This is a genomic window from Rhodococcus sp. YL-1 (assembly GCF_001942025.1).
GTDB classification, from domain to species: Bacteria; Actinomycetota; Actinomycetes; order Mycobacteriales; family Mycobacteriaceae; genus Rhodococcus_F; species Rhodococcus_F qingshengii.
In genome coordinates, this window is sequence record NZ_CP017299.1 from 6,205,740 (window position 1) to 6,222,636 (window position 16,897).

Below are 16,897 nucleotides of genomic sequence, written 5' to 3' on the forward strand. Positions count from 1 at the left end.
GGCTGGCTCCGTGATCCTTCTCCTCATCGGCCTCGCGCTGCTCGGATTCTGCGGCTACCGGTTCAGGCAGGATCGACGGAGGCTGAGCAACGGCGTCTACCTACTTCTCGGACTGATCTTCACCGGTCTGTGGATGTTGCAGTCGGGTGCGCCGGGAACCGAGGTCCCGTCGTTCGTCATCGCGACGATCGCTCTGCTCTCGCCGTTGCTGGTGCTCATGCTTGCAGGATTCCTGATCGTCAACGGAGTCACGATGCTGCGGCGCGAGGGATTCAGCGTCGCGAATCTGCTCTCACTCGTCGCCGGACTCGGCCTGCTCGTTCCCTACGTGTTGCTCGCATCAGCGCTGCTGACGCAGAGATATTGGCTCGCAGTCGTTCTCGGTTCGTTCAGCCTGGTCGCGTCGTACCTGGGGTTTCTGTTCACGAGCTTTCTGCTCTACTCCTACGTCTACGGACGCCAGAAGTATCAGCCCGGAATGGACGCGATAGTGGTTCACGGCGCCGGGCTTTCGGGCGCCGACGTGACGCCCCTGCTTGCCAGCCGTCTGGACAAGGCGGCCGACGTCTTTCGCGCCGAGGTCCGCGAAGGACGTTCACCACTGTTGGTCGTGAGCGGCGGGAAGGGTTCGGACGAGGTGGTCAGCGAGGCGGAGGCAATGTGCGTCTACCTCGTCGATCACGGGATACCGCGCGAGAGCGTGATTCTCGAGGACCGCTCGACCACCACGCTCGAGAACCTCGAGTACACCAGAGACCTTCTCCGTGCCAACACCACGAAGCCTCGAATGATTCTGGTCACCAGCAACTTCCACATCCTCCGAACCGCGACGTTTGCCCGAAGCCTCGATCTGGATGCGGAAGTCATCGGTTCCCACACCGCCCGGTACTACCTGCCGAGCGCCATTCTGCGCGAGTTCGCCGCCGTCACGGTGGAGCACAAGTGGCTCAACGGAACTGTCTGCCTGATCCTGGCCGCCCTGCCCCCACTGGTGGTCTGGGCGGTCGGAGGCATTTCGTAGCCGGATTCAGCGAATCAGGCTCTCGACGCCCATCGGTCGGCGACCCAGAAGCAGTTCGACGGCCGCGCTGCCGGCAAGAAAATCATGGTGGTTGTAGAACTCGAACATCGCCGCCAGACGCGAGCTGGCGTTGACGTCAAGGCTGCTGCCGATCTGTTCGCGCCATTGATCCACGCTGATCTGATCTATCGCGACGGTCCGTGACGTCTGCTTTTCCACCATCTGTGCCACCTCCATGACGCTCAGAGCTTGCGGGCCGCCTACCTCGTACGTCGCTCCGTGATGTTCACCCGAGCCCTCGCTCAGTACGACCGCGGCAACAGCCGCCACGTCCGCCAAACTCACGAACGAGAACTTCGTTTCCGCGCTGTACGGCAGGACGATGGTGTCAGATCGGCCCGTGAGTACCGCCTCGAAATTCTGCGCGTACGCACACGGTTGCAGCACAGTCCATTTCAAGGGTGAACGATGCAGTTCGTCCTCACACCTGGCTTTGTCCAGGTGATGCGGCATGGACGGGCTGAACGGCCACGCGACGGAGTGATAGACAAAGTGCTCCACTCCCGCCGATGCCGCTGCCGTCAGCGCATTGCGAAGCAGTGCGGGCTCGTCGGGATGGACGTTCGGGGCAATGAAGTACACGCCTCGGCACCCGGCGAGCGCCTTGCGCAGTCCGCTTCCGGTTTCCAGTTCTACCTCGAAGTCCCCGTCGACACGCGCCTTTCGCACCAGTCGCCGAACTGTCACGCTCGGCGGCAGTGCGGCGACGACGGCCTCACCGGTCTTACCCGCGGCGCCGATCACCGCGATGTCGGCGCCGCGAGCAATTCCGTTCTCCATGAGAGTTTTCCGCCCTAGACGTAGTCGTAGACCGCTGAGGTGGCGCCACCGGAAAGCTGCGCGTAGCCCGGACCCCGATCGAAGAAGGGCTCGTTCTCACCGCGTTCCGAGCGCAACTGATCCCGTAGCTCCGTGGTAGCAGCCTCGTCGACGGTCGGCTCGTCACCCTCGATCACGACGACAACGCCGTAGTCGTCGCGTGCACCCTCTACGGAAACCTTGCGCCACTGAATGTCTCGCAAGACCTCTTCGGTCGGGCGCTCCAGGGGATCTCCCCAACCACCACCACCGGTGGTGCGAATCCGTACGACCTCGCCGGCCTTGATCGGCTCGGCATCGGTCAGCGCGTCGAACTCACGCTCGTTCGGTCCACCCGGATCCAGGACGACGGAGAACGGCCGACCGGCCTTGCCACCCTTGACTCCCCAGCAGGCGAGAATCGAACGGTCCGCGATGGACATGAAGTGAGCATCCTTGAGCATGCGGATGTGCTTCTCGTATCCCAAGCCGCCGCGGTAACGTCCGGCTCCGCCCGAATCCATGGCCAGACCGAGCTTTTCGACGATGAAGGGGAAACGGCTCTCGGTGAACTCGGTCGGCAGGTTCCGTGAATCGGGAACGACGTGAATCGTGTCCTCACCGTCGGCGTAGTAGCGTCCGCCCGAACCGCCGCCGAGCACCTCACGCATGAGGTACGAGTGACCCTCGAAGTCCTCACCGTAAACGCCGGTGTACCTGATGGTCTCCTGATCGGCGGGCATGTTGCCGTCCACAGCCTTGGCGACGACGCCGGCCAGCACTCCGAGAAGACGGAGGATGACGAACGTGCGCGCGTTGGTGGGGGCAGGGAAGATCGGGGTGATCAGTGTTCCCTTTTCGGGGAATTTCATCTCGATCAGCGGTACGACGCCCTCGTTGACATCCAGTTCGGCCATGCGCTCCGGGGTGTCCGCGAGGTTACGCAGAATCGGGGCCAACCACTTGATGAGGAAGTTTCCGTCCGCGTAGTCACCGCAGTGGTTGATCGGGCCCTTTGCCTGCGGTCCGGTTCCGTTGAAGTCCAGGATGAGTCGCTCGCCGCCCTCGTCCTCCGGCCGCGTCTTCGTGAGCGTGATGCGCTGGATGTGGAGCATCGGTTCGTCGACGCCGTCGTGCTCGGCGTAGTCCTCCCACGTGTACTCACCGACCGGGATCTTGCTGAGGATCTCACGGCGGTACGTCTCGGTGGTCGCGTCCATCATCGCGTCGAAGCACGACTCGACGGTGTCGACGCCGTAGCGCTCGAACAATTCGGTGAGTCGACGCGCACCCATCAGGCACGCCGAGCACTCGGCGTCGAGGTCAGCTGCGAGAGCGTCGGGCATGCGGGAGTTACGCGTCATGATGCGCAGTGCCGCCTCGTTGGGAACTCCCTGGTCCCACAGTTTGATCGGCGGAACCATCAGTCCCTCTTCGTACACCGTGGTGGCGCCGGACGGCATGGAGCCGGGGCAGCAACCGCCGATGTCGTCGTGGTGACCGAATGCCTGAACGAACGCAACAACTTTCGGCTCGGCATCGGGGGTGACGCGGGCGAAGACAGGCACCGTGACGCAGAGGTCGGGGAGATGGCCGATGCCACCTTCGGACAGGTAGACGTCGTTGTGGAAGTACACGTCTCCCGGCTTCATCGTCTCGAGTGGGAAGTCCCGGGCGATCGGATGAACCAGGGCGGAATACGAACGGCCCGTGAGCTTGCGGAGGTTCCGGTCGTGAATACCGGCGCGGAAGTCGTGAGCGTCACGGATCATCGGTGAGCGCGAGGTGCGCGAAATGGAGGTCTCCACCTCCATTTCCACGCTGGCGAGGTAACCGGCGACGATCTCGACCAGAATCGGGTCAGGTGACGCGCCGTCGGTAGCGGTGAGTCGGTACGGCTTGGCCGCGGTGGCAGCAGCAGCATCGAGAATGGCGGTCATCACTTCACTCCGTTCGAGTCGGAAGACTTCGAGATACGAATGTTCCCGAAGGTGTCGATACGTGCCGAGAATCCGGGATGGATCGGGACAGTCGAGCTGAACTCCTCGATCACGGCCGGTCCTTCGATGACGTCACCCGCACCGAGCAGTGTGCGATCGTAGGTAGCAGTTTCGACCCAGCTGTCGAAATACGATTGCCGCGAACCGGTTCGGGCGGTGTCGGCGCCGGCGCCGGCGGGGATCTCCTTGAGCGTCGGACGCTTGATCGGGCCGATGCCGCTCACGCGCAGGTTGACCCATTCCACGTGCTGCGACGGGTCTCCCCGGAAGTCGTAGCCGTACAGTTCGCGGTGCGCCTGGTGGAACGCCTCGGCCGCGTCGTCCATGATCTGCGCCGTGACGGTACCTTCCGCCACCGGGACGCGCACCTCGAATGCCTGACCGAGGTAGCGCAGATCCGCAGTACGAGAGTACTTGCGCTGCGTCTCGTCGAAACCCTCTTCGGCAAGCGCAATCTCGGCTTCGCCGGCCAGCGCGTCGAACTGGCTCTGCAGGTCTTCAGCCTTCAACCGGTCGTGACGACTGACATGCGTCTGGACGTAGTCGTTGCGGACATCGACCGTCAGCAGACCGAACGCGGAGACGTTACCCGGATTGAGCGGGACGAGAACGTCTTTCAGACCCAGGATGTCGACGAGACGGCAGGCGAGCAGCGAGCCGGAGCCGCCGAACGTCACGAGGGTGAAGTCGCGAACGTCGAGGCCACGCTTGACGGTGATCTGACGCAGGGCGTTGGCCTGGTTCCACGCCGAGACCTCGAGGACGCCGACCGCGCACTCCTCGAAGCCCAGACTGAGCTGTGTTGCAAGCTCTTCGAGGCCCTTGCGTGCCAATTCCGTGTCGAGAGGAATCTCGCCACCGAGCAGGTGGGGTGGGATGCGACCGAGCAGGACGTGCGCGTCGGTGATGGTCGGTTCGCTGCCGCCCTTGCCGTAGCACAACGGTCCGGGATCGGCGCCGGCCGACTGAGGGCCGACTCGGAGGGTGTGTTCCGGCGTCATCCACGCGATCGACCCACCACCGGCGCCGACGGTCACGACGTCGATCATCGGGATCTTCGACGGGTAGTTGCCCACTCGCCCTTCGGTGGTCAGCGCGGGCTCGCCGCGAACCACGACGGTGACATCCGTCGACGTTCCGCCGCCGTCACAGGTCAACACCTGCTCGACGCCGGCGGCGTCGGCGATCAGCGCAGCACCGAGGGCTCCGGCGGCCGGTCCCGACAGGACTGTCGTAATAGGCTGGTGAACAACCTCTTTGGCCGACAGGACACCGCCGTTGGACTTCATGACGTAGAACGGGATGTCGCGGGGTTCACCGTCGGTGGTCGAGAACTCACGCAGACGATTCGCGATGTTGTTCACGTAGTTGCGGATGTTCGGCTTGACCGCGGCGTCCACGAGTGTGGTGATGGACCGCTCGTATTCGCGGTACTCACGCAGCACCTGGCTCGAGATGCTCACCGTCGCATCGGGGAAAACTTCGAAGAGGATGTCGCGTACGCGCTCCTCGTGCGTCGGATCGGCGTACGAGTGCATGAGGCAGACGCCGATGGTCCGGATCCCGCGGTCCTTGAAGAACTGCGCTGCGCTGCGGACACTCTCTTCGTCGAGCGGACGAATCTCGCTGCCGTCGAAGGAAAGGCGTCCACCGACGGTGCGTACACGATCGGCGGGGACGATGCGTTCGGGCTTGACCCAGAAGTACGAGTTGCCGTAACCGTCCGGCACCGACTGACGAGCGATCTCGAGAACGTGCTCGTAGCCCTCAGTGGTGATGAAGCCGAGGTTCTCGACCTTGCCTTCGAGCAGCTTGTTCGTCGCTACGGTCGTGCCGTGGCTGACCGCACCGATGGAGTCGCCACTCTCACCGAGCTTGGCGAGTACCTTCTCGATACCGGCGAGAAAGCCCTCGGCGGGGTCCGCCGGGGTGGACGGGGTCTTGGTGGTGACGATGGCGCCGGTTTCGTCGTCCACTGCCACGATGTCGGTGAACGTTCCGCCGGTATCGATACCGACCCGAATCTTCCTGGGTTCCACGCTTCCTCCTGAGATCTTTGGCTCGTCTCGTCTGGTACCGATCGACGGTTGCGGCCTAGCCGGTAAGTGGCTCGTACCTGACGTGTAGAGCTATTCCACAGGTTCGGAAGAGCGGATTCTTTGTCACAATTCGCCGAATCGGGGGACCAAGGTTCGGCGCACGATCACGAGCGGATCTTCGCCGGCGCCCCCGTGGGTTACGCGGACGTGAAAAACGCCCCGAACCTGGTCGGTTCGGGGCGTTTCCCTCATCGCAAATCAGCTGTTGACACCTGAGTGAACTACTCGCGACAACCAGAACGCGCCAGGAATCCGCCTATAGCAACACCTGACAAAGCAATGGCTGCGCCGACGACGGCGCTGACCATCACCGTGCGAGCATCTGTGCCGCCCGCTGTCGGTGCAGCGGCCGGGAGAACCGCCGGTGCCGCGACAGCTCCGGAAACTACCGGCGCGCCTTCGACCGCCACTGCCGGTACCGCCGCCGCCACGGCGGCAGTGACCTTCTCGGGGATGCCGTTGGCAATGACGCCGTCGATGCTCTTGAAGAACACCCCGGCCATCTTCTTGGCTACACCGGTGATCATGCGCTGCCCGACGCCGCCGACCATCCCGCCGACCACGGCGTCGGCGTCATACGAAAGCAGCGTGCCACCCTCGTTCTCCGTCAAGGTGACCGTGACGTCCGCCTTCACCGTGCCGGGAGCACCCGCCCCCGAAGCCGTCATGACAAACGAATTTGGCCGATTCTGTTGCGACAGAACAACCTCGCCGTCGTAGACGCCCTTGATCGACGCGACCCCCGCCATGATGGAGAGCTTGTAGTGATTGTCCGTGAGCTGCTCGAGCGACTGCACACCGGGAATGGTCGCGGCCAGTACACGACCGTCCTGGAGCTTGTCGTAGACCTCTTCGCGAGGTGCCGTCAGCTGCGCGGTGCCGGCGATTCTCATGCATTCTCCTCTGATGACGAACCCGCGTGTGCGAGTCGAAGTTCGAACAGTTCGGACGGTGAAATGGGCATGGACGTGATCGAGATTCCTTCGGCGTCCTCGATGGCAGCCGCGATGACGGCGCTGGTGGGGATCACACCGGCCTCACCGGCACCCTTCATTCCGAGTGGGTTGAGTCCCGACGGCGTGACGGTGTGATCCATCTCGAGCGAATCCGGCATCTCGGTGACGAACGGCATCAAGAAGTCCATGTACGACGCGTTGAGCATCTGCCCGTGCTCGTCGTAGACGATCCGCTCGTAGAGTGCGCCGCCGATACCTTGCGCGACGGCGCCCATGACCTGACCTTCGACGATGCGGGGGTTGATCACGTTTCCGCAGTCGTGGATGACAACGTAACGACGGACCGTGATCTCGGCTGTCACGGGATCGGTTTCGACGATCGCCGCGTGCACTCCCGAAGCGAAGGTGGAACTGGGCGGCGAGTAGTAGCCGGTTGCTTCCAGACCGGGCTGCTCACCCTCGGGAATCGGCGGCTTCGACATGTCCGTGTCGGTCTTGGCGAAACCGGTGGCCAGCTTCGACTCACGGTCGAACGCATATCGTAGCGGGTTCGACAGCACGGCAACAACACTCAGCGGTACGGACGTACCCTCCACTCCGGCTTCGGTGCCGATCTTGCACACGTGCCCTTCCCGGAGTTCCAGTTCGGTTTCCGGCAGATCCAAGATTCCGGAGGCGATCTTCTTCGCCTTCTCCGCGACCATCTGCGCCGCGACATGGAAGGCCGAACCCGACATGACCGCCCCACGCGAGGCGAAAGTGCCGACGGCATAACCGAACCGGCGGGTGTCACCCGTGACGATCTCGACGTCGGAGACCTTGACTCCGAGATCGTCCGCGACGATCTGGGCGAACGCGGTCTGGTGGCCTTGGCCTTGCGTCGTCAAGCCTGTTGCGGCCTTGACCTTTCCGGACGTCTCGACGACGACGTGTGCACCCTCGTAGGGTCCGGGTCCGGTTCCCTCGACGTACGCGCCGATACCGATGCCGACCGACCGACCTTCGGCACGAGCCTTCCTCTGGTACTCGGGAAATCCGTCCCAGTCGATGAGCTTCTTGAGCTTGTCGATGCCCGCCTGGTAGTCGCCCGTGTCGTAGATCAACGGGCGTCCGTCCTGGAACATCAGGCCGAAGTCGTACGGCATGTCCTCGGGGCGAATGAAGTTCGCCTCCCGCACCGCGATCTTGTCCTTTTTCAGGTACTTGGCGATGGCGTCCATGGATCGCTCCATCGCGAACACGGCCTGCGGACGTCCGGCGCCGCGGTACGGGGTCACGATCACGGTGTTGGTGTACAGCGAATAGGCGTTGACCCGGAACGACTTCGGCTTGTACGGCCCGAGAACCTGCGTCGCGGTGTTGATCATGACGATGATCCCGTACGGCAGGTAGGCACCGTTGTCGTGCCAGAACGTGAAGTCGAACGCCAACAGACGACCCTCGTCGTCGAATCCGATGTCGACCTTCTGGATCTGCCCGCGCTCGTGTGCGCTCGAGATGAAGTGCTCACGGCGATCCTCGACCCACTTCACCTCGCAGGAGATACCGGCCTGGCCGAGGCGTCGAGCGGCCCACGTGATCATGACTTCTTCGGGCCACGGGTGAACGATCTTGACGCCGAATCCGCCGCCGACGTCAGGAGCGATGCAGTGAACCTTGTTCAGCGCCATCCCCAATCGCGCGGCGATTGCGGCGCGGGCGGACGTGGACGTCTGGGTGGAGGTCCAGAACGTGAGGGTGTTCTCGTCACCGTCCCAACGTGCGTAGACGCCCTTGCCCTCCATCGGCATGGAAGCCGAACGCTCGATTTCGAGATCCAGCGTCAGTCGGTGCGGCGCGGCGACCAGTTCGGCATCCAGATCTCCGAACCCGTGCTGCAGGTGAGCGGCGACGTTGTCCGGAACGTCGGCGTGGACGGCATTGTCGGCCGCGCGAGCGACGTCGATCCCCACTACAGGCTTCAGCGCCTCGTAGGTGACGTCGATCTTCGCGCAAGCGTCCTCGGCGATGTACCGGTTGTCGGCGACCACCATGGCGATGGCTTCTCCGACATGCTTCACCTCGTCCTTCGCGAGGGGATACCCGTTGCGCGGAGCGATGATTCCCGGATGAGGAATGAGCAGTGGCAGGTTCTCCGCCATTTCCGGCGTGTCCGCGAGGAGATCTTCGTAGGTGTAGATGGCATGTACGCCAGGCACTTCCAGCGCCTGATCGATGTCGATGTCGATGATTCGCGCATGGGCGTGCGGCGACCTGACGAATGCCGCGATCAGCGCGTTGTGGCCCAGATCGTCGAGGTATCGCCCCTGCCCGCTGAGCAGACGCGTATCTTCCTCGCGCGGAATCGGTTTGCCGAAGAACTTGCCGTCGTCGGCAACCGAATGATCGGCCGTCGAATGATCGGAAGCGGGATGCTTCGCCCCGTTGCGCTTTGCTGGTTTGACCGGAGTACTCATGCCTTACCCGCCCGTCCTCCGACGGGATTCGTTGTTCCCCGCACCTTGCGATCCAACGCCTCCCGAGTGGACGCGTCGTCGATTCCGAGCGGGAACTGCCCGGCCCGTTCACGCTTGATCTCGGCTGCGCGCAGAACCGACGCCCTGATGTTCTGGTACCCCGTACAACGGCAGAGGTTTCCCGCTATCGCGTCGGTAGCTTCCTCCCGCGTGGGGTTGGGGTTCTCCTCGAGAAATGCCGCGATGGTCGTCACGAATCCCGGAGTGCAGAATCCGCACTGCAGACCGTGACAATCCTTGAACGCCTGCTGAACCGGATGCAAAGTGCCGTCCGGCTCGACGAGGCCTTCGACGGTGGTGATCGATCGACCTTCGAGGCTGGCCGCGAGGACGAGACAGGATCGAACAGGCTTTCCGTCGAGCAGCACGGTGCACGCACCACACACGCCGTGTTCACAACCCACGTGCGTGCCCGTCTTACGGAGGTGGTGACGAATGGCATCCGAAGCCAGAGTGCGGGAGGGAAGAACGACGGTGTTCGTCACCTCGTTGAGCGTGAACGTGACAGCTACATGGTGCTCACCGGTATCTGCTGCCAACTCGGCAAGTTGATCATCGATGGAGCGATCGTTTTTGGACATTGTCACCACTTTCCTGCCAGTACTGCGTTCTCACTGAGAGCATCCGTTGCCGCCGCGAAGCCGACCCGCGCCGTGAGCGCGGACACCAACTGCGAGCGGTACGCCGCCGTCCCGTGAATGTCTGCCTCGGTATCTATCTGCGCGCGGGCGCATTCCCCGAGGGTGCGCCACCGCGGGTCCCGCTGATCCGTCGCCGACGCCCCCGCCAGTACGTCCGTGTAGTCCACGACCTGCCCCAGCTCTCCGGCGGACACGTACGTCATGTGCGCTTCGGTCACCAGACCGTCGACCACGCGAATCCGGGCGACGACGCCGACCAGTGCATAGTCACCGTGACGACGCGCGATCTCGTCGATGGCGGTTCCCACGCCGGGTTCGGCGGCGGGCACCGACACCGACACCGCGATCTCGTCTGATTCCAGGCTCGACTCGAGAGGGCCGGCGAAGAGATCCGTCGACGCGATCTCGCGGGTGCCACGCACCGACTGGACGGTCACGCTGCCCCCGAGCAGCGTCAGGACTGCCGGCATCTCCGCCGACGGATCGGCATGGACGATGGAGCCGACGCTCGTCCCGCGGTTACGGATCGTGGGGTGCGCTACCAACTGCAGAGCACGGTTCAGCAGAGGCTGGACTCGACGAGCACCTTCGTCGGCCGCCAGCACCGAGTGCGTGGCCAGGGCCTGGAACCGCACTCCTTCGTCTTCGGACGAGGTCACCGAGGCGAGGTTCGGGATCGATCCGATGTCGACGATGTGGGCGGGCGCGGCGAGGCGCATGGACAGCAGCGGCACAAGCGATTGCCCACCGGCGAGCACCTTCCCCTCGTGAGAGACCTCGGAGAGGATTCGGCACGCGTCCTCGACCGAGGACGGTCGGTGATAAGTCAGCGGCGACGGTTTCATTACTCAATCCTGCCTCTATGAGTCACTTCACGTTTTGTGCAGATGTGACAACGGTCACGGGTCATACCTGGCATACATTCAACTTGGCATCACGTGAGCTGCGCCACGGGCTCTTCGCGTTCGTCATCTGACGCATTCGCCCCCGGCGTTGCGCCCGGCCGCCTGCCGGACTTCGGCCTGTTCAGTTCAGGGTTCCAGGACCCCACGAGCCGGCAGAGGTGGTACATCACGATCAAGACGATGGTGCCGAGCGCGATACCTCCGAGCGAGAACGTGTCACTGAACTTCAGCGCCGTGTCGCCGATACCGATGATCAGACCGGCGGCAATCGGCATCAGATTCAGCGGGTTCCCGAAGTCGACGCCGTTCTCTTTCCAGATCTTGGCGCCGAGCAGACCGATCATGCCGAACAGAACCACAAGAATTCCGCCCAGGACGCCGCCGGGCGTCGCCGCCATGACTGCTCCGAACTTGGGCGAGAAGCCGAGCAGGATCGCGATGAAACCCGCAATCACGTACGCGGCGGTCGAGTACACCCGCGTGGCAGCCATGACACCGATGTTCTCGGCATGAGTCGTCGTAGGGGAGCCGCCTACTGCGCTGGCGATGGCGGTGGCAAAACCGTCACCGGCAATGGCGCGTCCGATGTACGGGTCGAGATCGTCGCCCGTGATCTCGGCGACGGCCTTGACGTGTCCGGCGTTTTCCGCGACCAGTGCGATGACACCGGGAAGCACCAGAACGATGAACGTGAGGCTGAACGAGGGAGCGTGGATACCGACGATCCCGTTGGCTTCGTCCGAGAACGGCGGCAACCCGAACCAGGACGCCGAGTGCACCGAATCCCAGTTGACACGAAAGTGCTCGGTGGGTGCGCCGCTACCACTGGCGGACGTGATCGGACCGGAGAGCCGGTCGAGGACCCACGAGAAGATGTAGCCGAAAACCAGCGCGACGAGAATGGCGATACGTCCCAGGAAGCCGCGTAGCGCAACGCTCATCACGATCAGTGCAACCATCACGATCAGTGCCACCCACTGATCCTGCGGCCAGTACCACCCCGCGACCACAGGCGCCAGGTTGAAGCCGATCAACATCACCACAGCGCCGGTGACCACCGGCGGTAGCGCTTTACTGATGACGCCACCGCCGAGAAAGTGGATGGCGATGCCGACGAATCCCAGAACCAACCCCGACACCAGAATCGCACCGGTCACTTCGGCCGTCGTTCCACCTTGGGCACGAATGGCGGCAACGCCACCGACAAAAGCTGCGGATGTTCCGAGGTAGCTGGGGACGTGCCCCTTGACCACCAGCAGGAAGAAGAGCGTACAAAAGCCTGACATCATCACGGCAAGTTGAGGATTGAGGCCCATGATGATCGGGAAGACGAACGTCGCGCCGAACATCGACACGACATGCTGGCCGCCCAACCCGATGGTTCTCGCCCAACTGAGTCGCTCGCCGGGAGCGACCACTTCACCGGCTCCGATGTTCTTTCCGTCTCCGTGCAACGTCCAGATCGGCATGACGAGACCTTTCGCAAAGGAGGAAGGTGTTCGAAATGCTTTGTGCCCCAGCTCACAAACACCGTGTCTGGAGTGAAACGCTAATGCAGGACCGAGATTTGGACGTGATGACAATCTGCCAGAACCCACTCACCGAGATTGGCAACAATGGTGGCAGATGATGCGGGCAGGGGTCATCGTCAGTGTTGGAGGCAGTTTCGACCGAAATGAGGACCACGCCATGAAGGGCCCAAACATTTTCTTCGGCTTAATGATTCCGTAACACGATGTCTGTCAACGGAAAACGACAGTCCTAGCCGAGGGCTGCGAGGATTCCCGCTGCCATCTCCGCGACCTGATCATCGGTCATGACGAACGTCGGCGAAATCTGCATCGCACCCTGACCCGCGGCGCGACCCGAAATACCGTGCTCACGAAGCGTCTTCACGAACGGCAACGCCTCCGCCGGATCAGCCAACTGCACTGCAGCAACCGCACCGAGCCCACTACGAACCTCCGCCACCCGCGGATGCTCCGCCAACGGCTGCAGATGCGTATGCAACGACGCCTCCAAACGCTTCGACTCCGCGAGCAGATTCTCACGCTCGAGAATGTCCAGGTTCGCCATCGCCGCCGCAGCAGCACCGGCATGCCCGCCGTAGGTGTACCCATGGCGCCACCACGAACCGGCATAGAACGGCTCCGCCACCCGCGGCGCGATGAACACCGCACCCATCGGAACGTAACCCGACGTCAAACCCTTTGCCGTGGTCATCATGTCGGGCTGCAAATCGAAACGGGTGGACGCGAACCACTCGCCGCCGATCCGGCCGAAACCGGTCACGACCTCGTCGACGACAAAGAGGATGTCGTGCTCGCGGCAGATGTCACGCACCTCGGCCAGATACCCCTCCGGCGGAAGATACACCCCACCCGCACCGATGATCGGCTCCGCGAAGAACGCAGCGATCTTGTTCGCACCGATCTTCTCGATCAACTCGAGCAGGCTCTTCGCATCATCCCAGCCGACCGTCGCCGCATCCGCCATCAGCTCGCCGTACCCCTCACGGTTCACCGGAATACCAGCGAGAGCCGTTCCCGCAACGTGCATTCCGTGATACGCCTTCTGACGACCGACGATAATCGCCTTCTCCGGCTGCCCCACCTCGTGCCAGTACCGACGAGCAAGCTTCGCCGCAGTGTCCACCGAATCCGAACCACCCGAGGTGAAGAAGATCTTGCTCCCGGCAACCGGCGCGATGGCCGCCAACCGCTCGGCCAACACCTGCGTGGTTTCGGGAACGAAATCACCGAAGTTGGAGAAATGAGCGATCTTCGACAACTGAGCCGCTACCGCATCCGCGATCTCCGTGCGCCCGTGCCCGACATTGGTGAACCACAGGCCCGCCGTCGCATCCAGATACCGAGTGCCCTCGCGGTCCCAGATGTACGCGCCCTCACCGCGTGAGACGACAAACGCGCCGTTCTTCTCCACAGCGCCCATGTCCGCGAACCCGTGCCACAATGCCGAAGCCATCGTCTTTCTCTCCCAACTGGATACGTTCGAAATAGATCGGTCAGTTCACGCGGAGTGCGGGCGGAAGAACCCGCTCGACCCACTGGGTTGCCTGCTCGAATGCGTAGGCGAGTTGGAGTACGTCCAAGTCGGCTCCGTGCCGACCGATGATCTGGATACCCATGGGAAGCGAACGATCGTCGAAGCCGACCGGCATCCCCGCAACCGGAACCCCGGCCATCGTCCAGGGAACAACCGTCTCCATCCACCGGTGATACGTGTCCATCGATCGGCCGTCGACGGTCTCGGGCCAGTGAGTGTTCTTGTCGAAAGGAAACACCTGGGCACTGGGCGCAAGAATGTAGTCGTAGGTTTCGAACATCTTGGTAATGGCCGACAGCCAGCCGTTGCGGGCCTCCGCGGCCTTGGTCACGTCGAGAGCCGACAGTGTGACCGCGTGCTCGAGTTCCCACAACAGTTCGGGCTTCATCAACTCGCGCAAGCTCGGATCGTTGTACTGATCGATCAAGCCGAGCTGTGCCCACCAACGCCACCGCAAGAACAGTTGCCAGATGTCCTCGGGTTTGAAGTCGGGAAGCGCCGCCTCGACGCGGCACCCCAACTGTTCGAAGACCTCGAACGAGGATTCGCACAACTCGAGAACTCCAGGTTCGGTTGCCAGGTAACCGTTCCAGTCACCGACCCATGCGATCCGAGAGCCCTTCAGATCACGTGCGAGGCTTTCGGTGAATACCGCGGGATCCTCACGAATCCCCAACGGTGCATAAGCATCCGGCCCCGCCATCGTGGAAAGCAGGTGAGCCACGTCGGTGACGGTTCGGCCCATCGGGCCCACAACGGCGCCCTGAGCGATGAATCCCGTCTCCGGTATCCGACCCCAGGATGGTCGAAACCCAACAACGTTGTTGAATGCCGACGGGTTTCGGAGCGAACCCATGTAATCGCTTCCATCAGCCACCGGCAACATGCGGAGCGCCAACGACGCTGCGGCGCCACCGCTGCTACCGCCGGCAGTGCGCGAATGGTCGTACGGCGACACCGTCGTACCCCACACCGGGTTGTACGTCTGGGATCCGAGCCCGAACTCCGGTGTGTTCGTCTTGCCGATCACAATGGCACCGGCAGACCTGATCCGCTTGACGAACAGTTCGTCATCTTCGGCGATTCGATCCGCGAACATCGGCGACCCGGACGTGAACGGCAGACCCTTGGCTGCCGAAAGATCCTTCACCGCATGCGGAAACCCGTGCATCCAACCGAGATACTGCCCACTCGCCAACTGCGAATCACGCTCGCGCGCCTCCGCCGTCAACGCTTCCCGATCCCGCAATGCGACGATCGCGTTCACCGCCGGGTTATGTAATTCGATCTGATCGAGGAAGCTGTCCATCACCTCGACACACGACACTTCACGCCTGCGTATCAGACCACTGAGCGTGACCGCATCGGCCATGACGAGTTCGCGATTCTCGGGCGCACCGGAAACGCTCTCGTCGACAGGGTCAGCAGCATGAACCATCGTGAATCCTTTCAAGCAGTGAAGTGGGGTACGCCGCGGCGGACTCGCCGACACCGGCAACTGATTCGAGGACGAATTGCCGGTGGCGGCGCGACTGTCGAGGTTTCCAGCGAGGTTCTTGCCTACTACTGACCGAGATCGACGATGGCAGCGACTGGGCCGCCGCCCTCGGGACCCTGGTGCGCTGCCGATACCGAGACGAACACTGCCGGATCGCCGGTGACAGCTGCCGTGACTCCGCCGACACACGACTTGATCTGGCGGTGCCAGTGCACGTCGGAGTCGTCGAGCATCGCATTACGACGGCCACGGACCGTTCCGTCCTGACTGGCCTCGCACTTCAAGAACACGTTGACGAGTTGACCGTCCAGGTCGCTCGAGTGCGGCCGCTCCGGAAGTTCGAGTCCGGCGTCACGGATCGCCGCCCAGATGCCGTCCTGGTCGAGCGGATCCTTCATCACGCTGTGGCCGATCCGGTAGCGTCCGCCGACGCCACGTGCGTTACCGACGACGACGATCTGCGCGCGGTCCAACTCGACGCCGGACGAGCAGGATGCGACAGAGGAGAAGAGTTCGCGGCTGTGCATGACATCCTCGTCGGTCGGCATGTCGATTTCGCCGAGCGCAACCGCGATCCCCAGAGCCGTTCCGCCGTTGGACAGGTCCATCGACTCATGAGTCTGTTCGGTCCACACAGTCTTGCCGCGGCTCTTGGCGTCACGGATGGTGTGAATTGTCAGCAACGGAGTCTTGGTCTGTACGTAGTGCACGTCGGCGGGATCGGTGATGCCGGCATTGGCCATCGCGTCTTTCACTGCCGCGGCAACTTTGGTGATCATGGCCGTACGGCCGATGTCCTCGGGCAGCAGTTGCTCACTCATGGCGACACCCACGGTCAGTCGCGGCTCGTCGGTCTTGGTGACCTTGTCTGCCGGCACGGTCGCGAAGATCGTCGCGTGCGGGCTGATCACGCCGTCCGTGCCGCCGGACCAGACGATCGGCACCTCCGCCACTTCTTCGGGGCTGCGATTACCCTTGGCGGAGAGAACCTCTCGGAACGCTCGGTCCGCGATGATGCGCGTGTAGTCGTTGACGCCGCCGTTACCCTCGGTTTTGCCGATGACTGCAATGACGCGGTCGGCCTCGAGGACACCGTCGTCGATCAGCTTGGCGAGCTCACTGGCGTCGGAGACGCTGTGTAGCGGAACCTTACGGACCTCGATTGCTTCGGGCATTGGCATCTCCTTGTATAGGGAATCGTGGAGGCAAAATTGGGCCTTGACAGCTCCGGGCGCCCAGTCCAGCCGAGCGGTTCGGAACTGCCGTGTCGACCACGCTATGACGACTCGAACCCATCGGCATCGTCAATACTTGCCCAAACGAAAACCGCGATTGGT

The 16,897-nt window shown here is 62.9% G+C and carries 13 protein-coding genes; 2 read left to right on the forward strand and 11 right to left on the reverse strand.

Annotated features, from left to right (window positions below):
• Positions 1-10 precede the first annotated feature (10 nt).
• Positions 11-1,021: a YdcF family protein gene (locus tag BH682_RS28900; RefSeq protein ID WP_073513432.1), complete on the forward strand. Its 1,011-nt coding sequence runs from the start codon at positions 11-13 to the stop codon at positions 1,019-1,021.
• A 6-nt stretch (positions 1,022-1,027) separates the two neighbouring features.
• Here the strand turns inward: BH682_RS28900 and BH682_RS28905 are convergent, their stop codons facing one another.
• The 10 genes from BH682_RS28905 to BH682_RS28950 form a co-directional block, all read right to left on the reverse strand.
• Positions 1,028-1,861 carry an NmrA family NAD(P)-binding protein gene (locus tag BH682_RS28905; protein ID WP_030537953.1) on the reverse strand — a complete coding sequence of 278 codons (834 nt, stop codon included), beginning with the start codon at positions 1,859-1,861 and terminating at the stop codon, positions 1,028-1,030.
• Positions 1,862-1,875: 14 nt separating this feature from the next.
• Positions 1,876-3,819, reverse strand: coding sequence for a hydantoinase B/oxoprolinase family protein (locus tag BH682_RS28910; RefSeq protein ID WP_007735492.1), 1,944 nt, complete (start codon positions 3,817-3,819; stop codon positions 1,876-1,878).
• Positions 3,819-5,918 carry a hydantoinase/oxoprolinase family protein gene (locus BH682_RS28915; RefSeq protein ID WP_075834993.1) on the reverse strand — a complete coding sequence of 700 codons (2,100 nt, stop codon included), beginning with the start codon at positions 5,916-5,918 and terminating at the stop codon, positions 3,819-3,821. The genes BH682_RS28910 and BH682_RS28915 overlap by 1 nt, the downstream gene beginning before the upstream one ends.
• Positions 5,919-6,199: 281 nt before the next feature.
• Entirely contained in the window at positions 6,200-6,871 is a 672-nt protein-coding gene (locus tag BH682_RS28920; protein WP_007735490.1) for an SRPBCC family protein, read from the reverse strand.
• Complete coding sequence (gene cutA / locus BH682_RS28925) at positions 6,868-9,390, reverse strand: aerobic carbon-monoxide dehydrogenase large subunit (protein WP_075834995.1); 2,523 nt, start codon at positions 9,388-9,390, stop codon at positions 6,868-6,870. The genes BH682_RS28920 and cutA overlap by 4 nt, the downstream gene beginning before the upstream one ends.
• Positions 9,387-10,031: a (2Fe-2S)-binding protein gene (locus BH682_RS28930; RefSeq protein ID WP_003946048.1), complete on the reverse strand. Its 645-nt coding sequence runs from the start codon at positions 10,029-10,031 to the stop codon at positions 9,387-9,389. The genes cutA and BH682_RS28930 overlap by 4 nt, the downstream gene beginning before the upstream one ends.
• 2 nt (positions 10,032-10,033) lie before the next feature.
• The gene (locus BH682_RS28935) at positions 10,034-10,936 is read right to left on the reverse strand and encodes an FAD binding domain-containing protein (protein ID WP_030537955.1); all 903 of its coding nucleotides are present in this window, start codon (positions 10,934-10,936) and stop codon (positions 10,034-10,036) included.
• 89 nt (positions 10,937-11,025) lie between these two features.
• Positions 11,026-12,465, reverse strand: a complete 1,440-nt coding sequence (locus BH682_RS28940; RefSeq protein WP_075834997.1) for a uracil-xanthine permease family protein — start codon at positions 12,463-12,465, stop codon at positions 11,026-11,028.
• A gap of 292 nt (positions 12,466-12,757) precedes the next feature.
• A complete protein-coding gene (locus BH682_RS28945; RefSeq protein ID WP_075834999.1) occupies positions 12,758-13,981 on the reverse strand; it encodes an aminotransferase family protein in 1,224 nt (407 codons plus the stop codon).
• 40 nt (positions 13,982-14,021) lie between these two features.
• Positions 14,022-15,500 (reverse strand): amidase, encoded by a 1,479-nt coding sequence (locus BH682_RS28950; protein WP_063315391.1) that lies wholly within the window; start codon positions 15,498-15,500, stop codon positions 14,022-14,024.
• On the opposite strand from BH682_RS28950, the gene BH682_RS36025 reads away from it, so the two are divergent.
• The gene (locus BH682_RS36025) at positions 15,492-15,632 is read left to right on the forward strand and encodes a hypothetical protein (RefSeq protein WP_155277953.1); all 141 of its coding nucleotides are present in this window, start codon (positions 15,492-15,494) and stop codon (positions 15,630-15,632) included. The genes BH682_RS28950 and BH682_RS36025 overlap by 9 nt on opposite strands.
• Here BH682_RS36025 and BH682_RS28955 read toward each other — a convergent pair.
• Positions 15,626-16,735: a ring-opening amidohydrolase gene (locus BH682_RS28955; protein ID WP_007735206.1), complete on the reverse strand. Its 1,110-nt coding sequence runs from the start codon at positions 16,733-16,735 to the stop codon at positions 15,626-15,628. The genes BH682_RS36025 and BH682_RS28955 overlap by 7 nt on opposite strands.
• Positions 16,736-16,897: the final 162 nt, after the last annotated feature.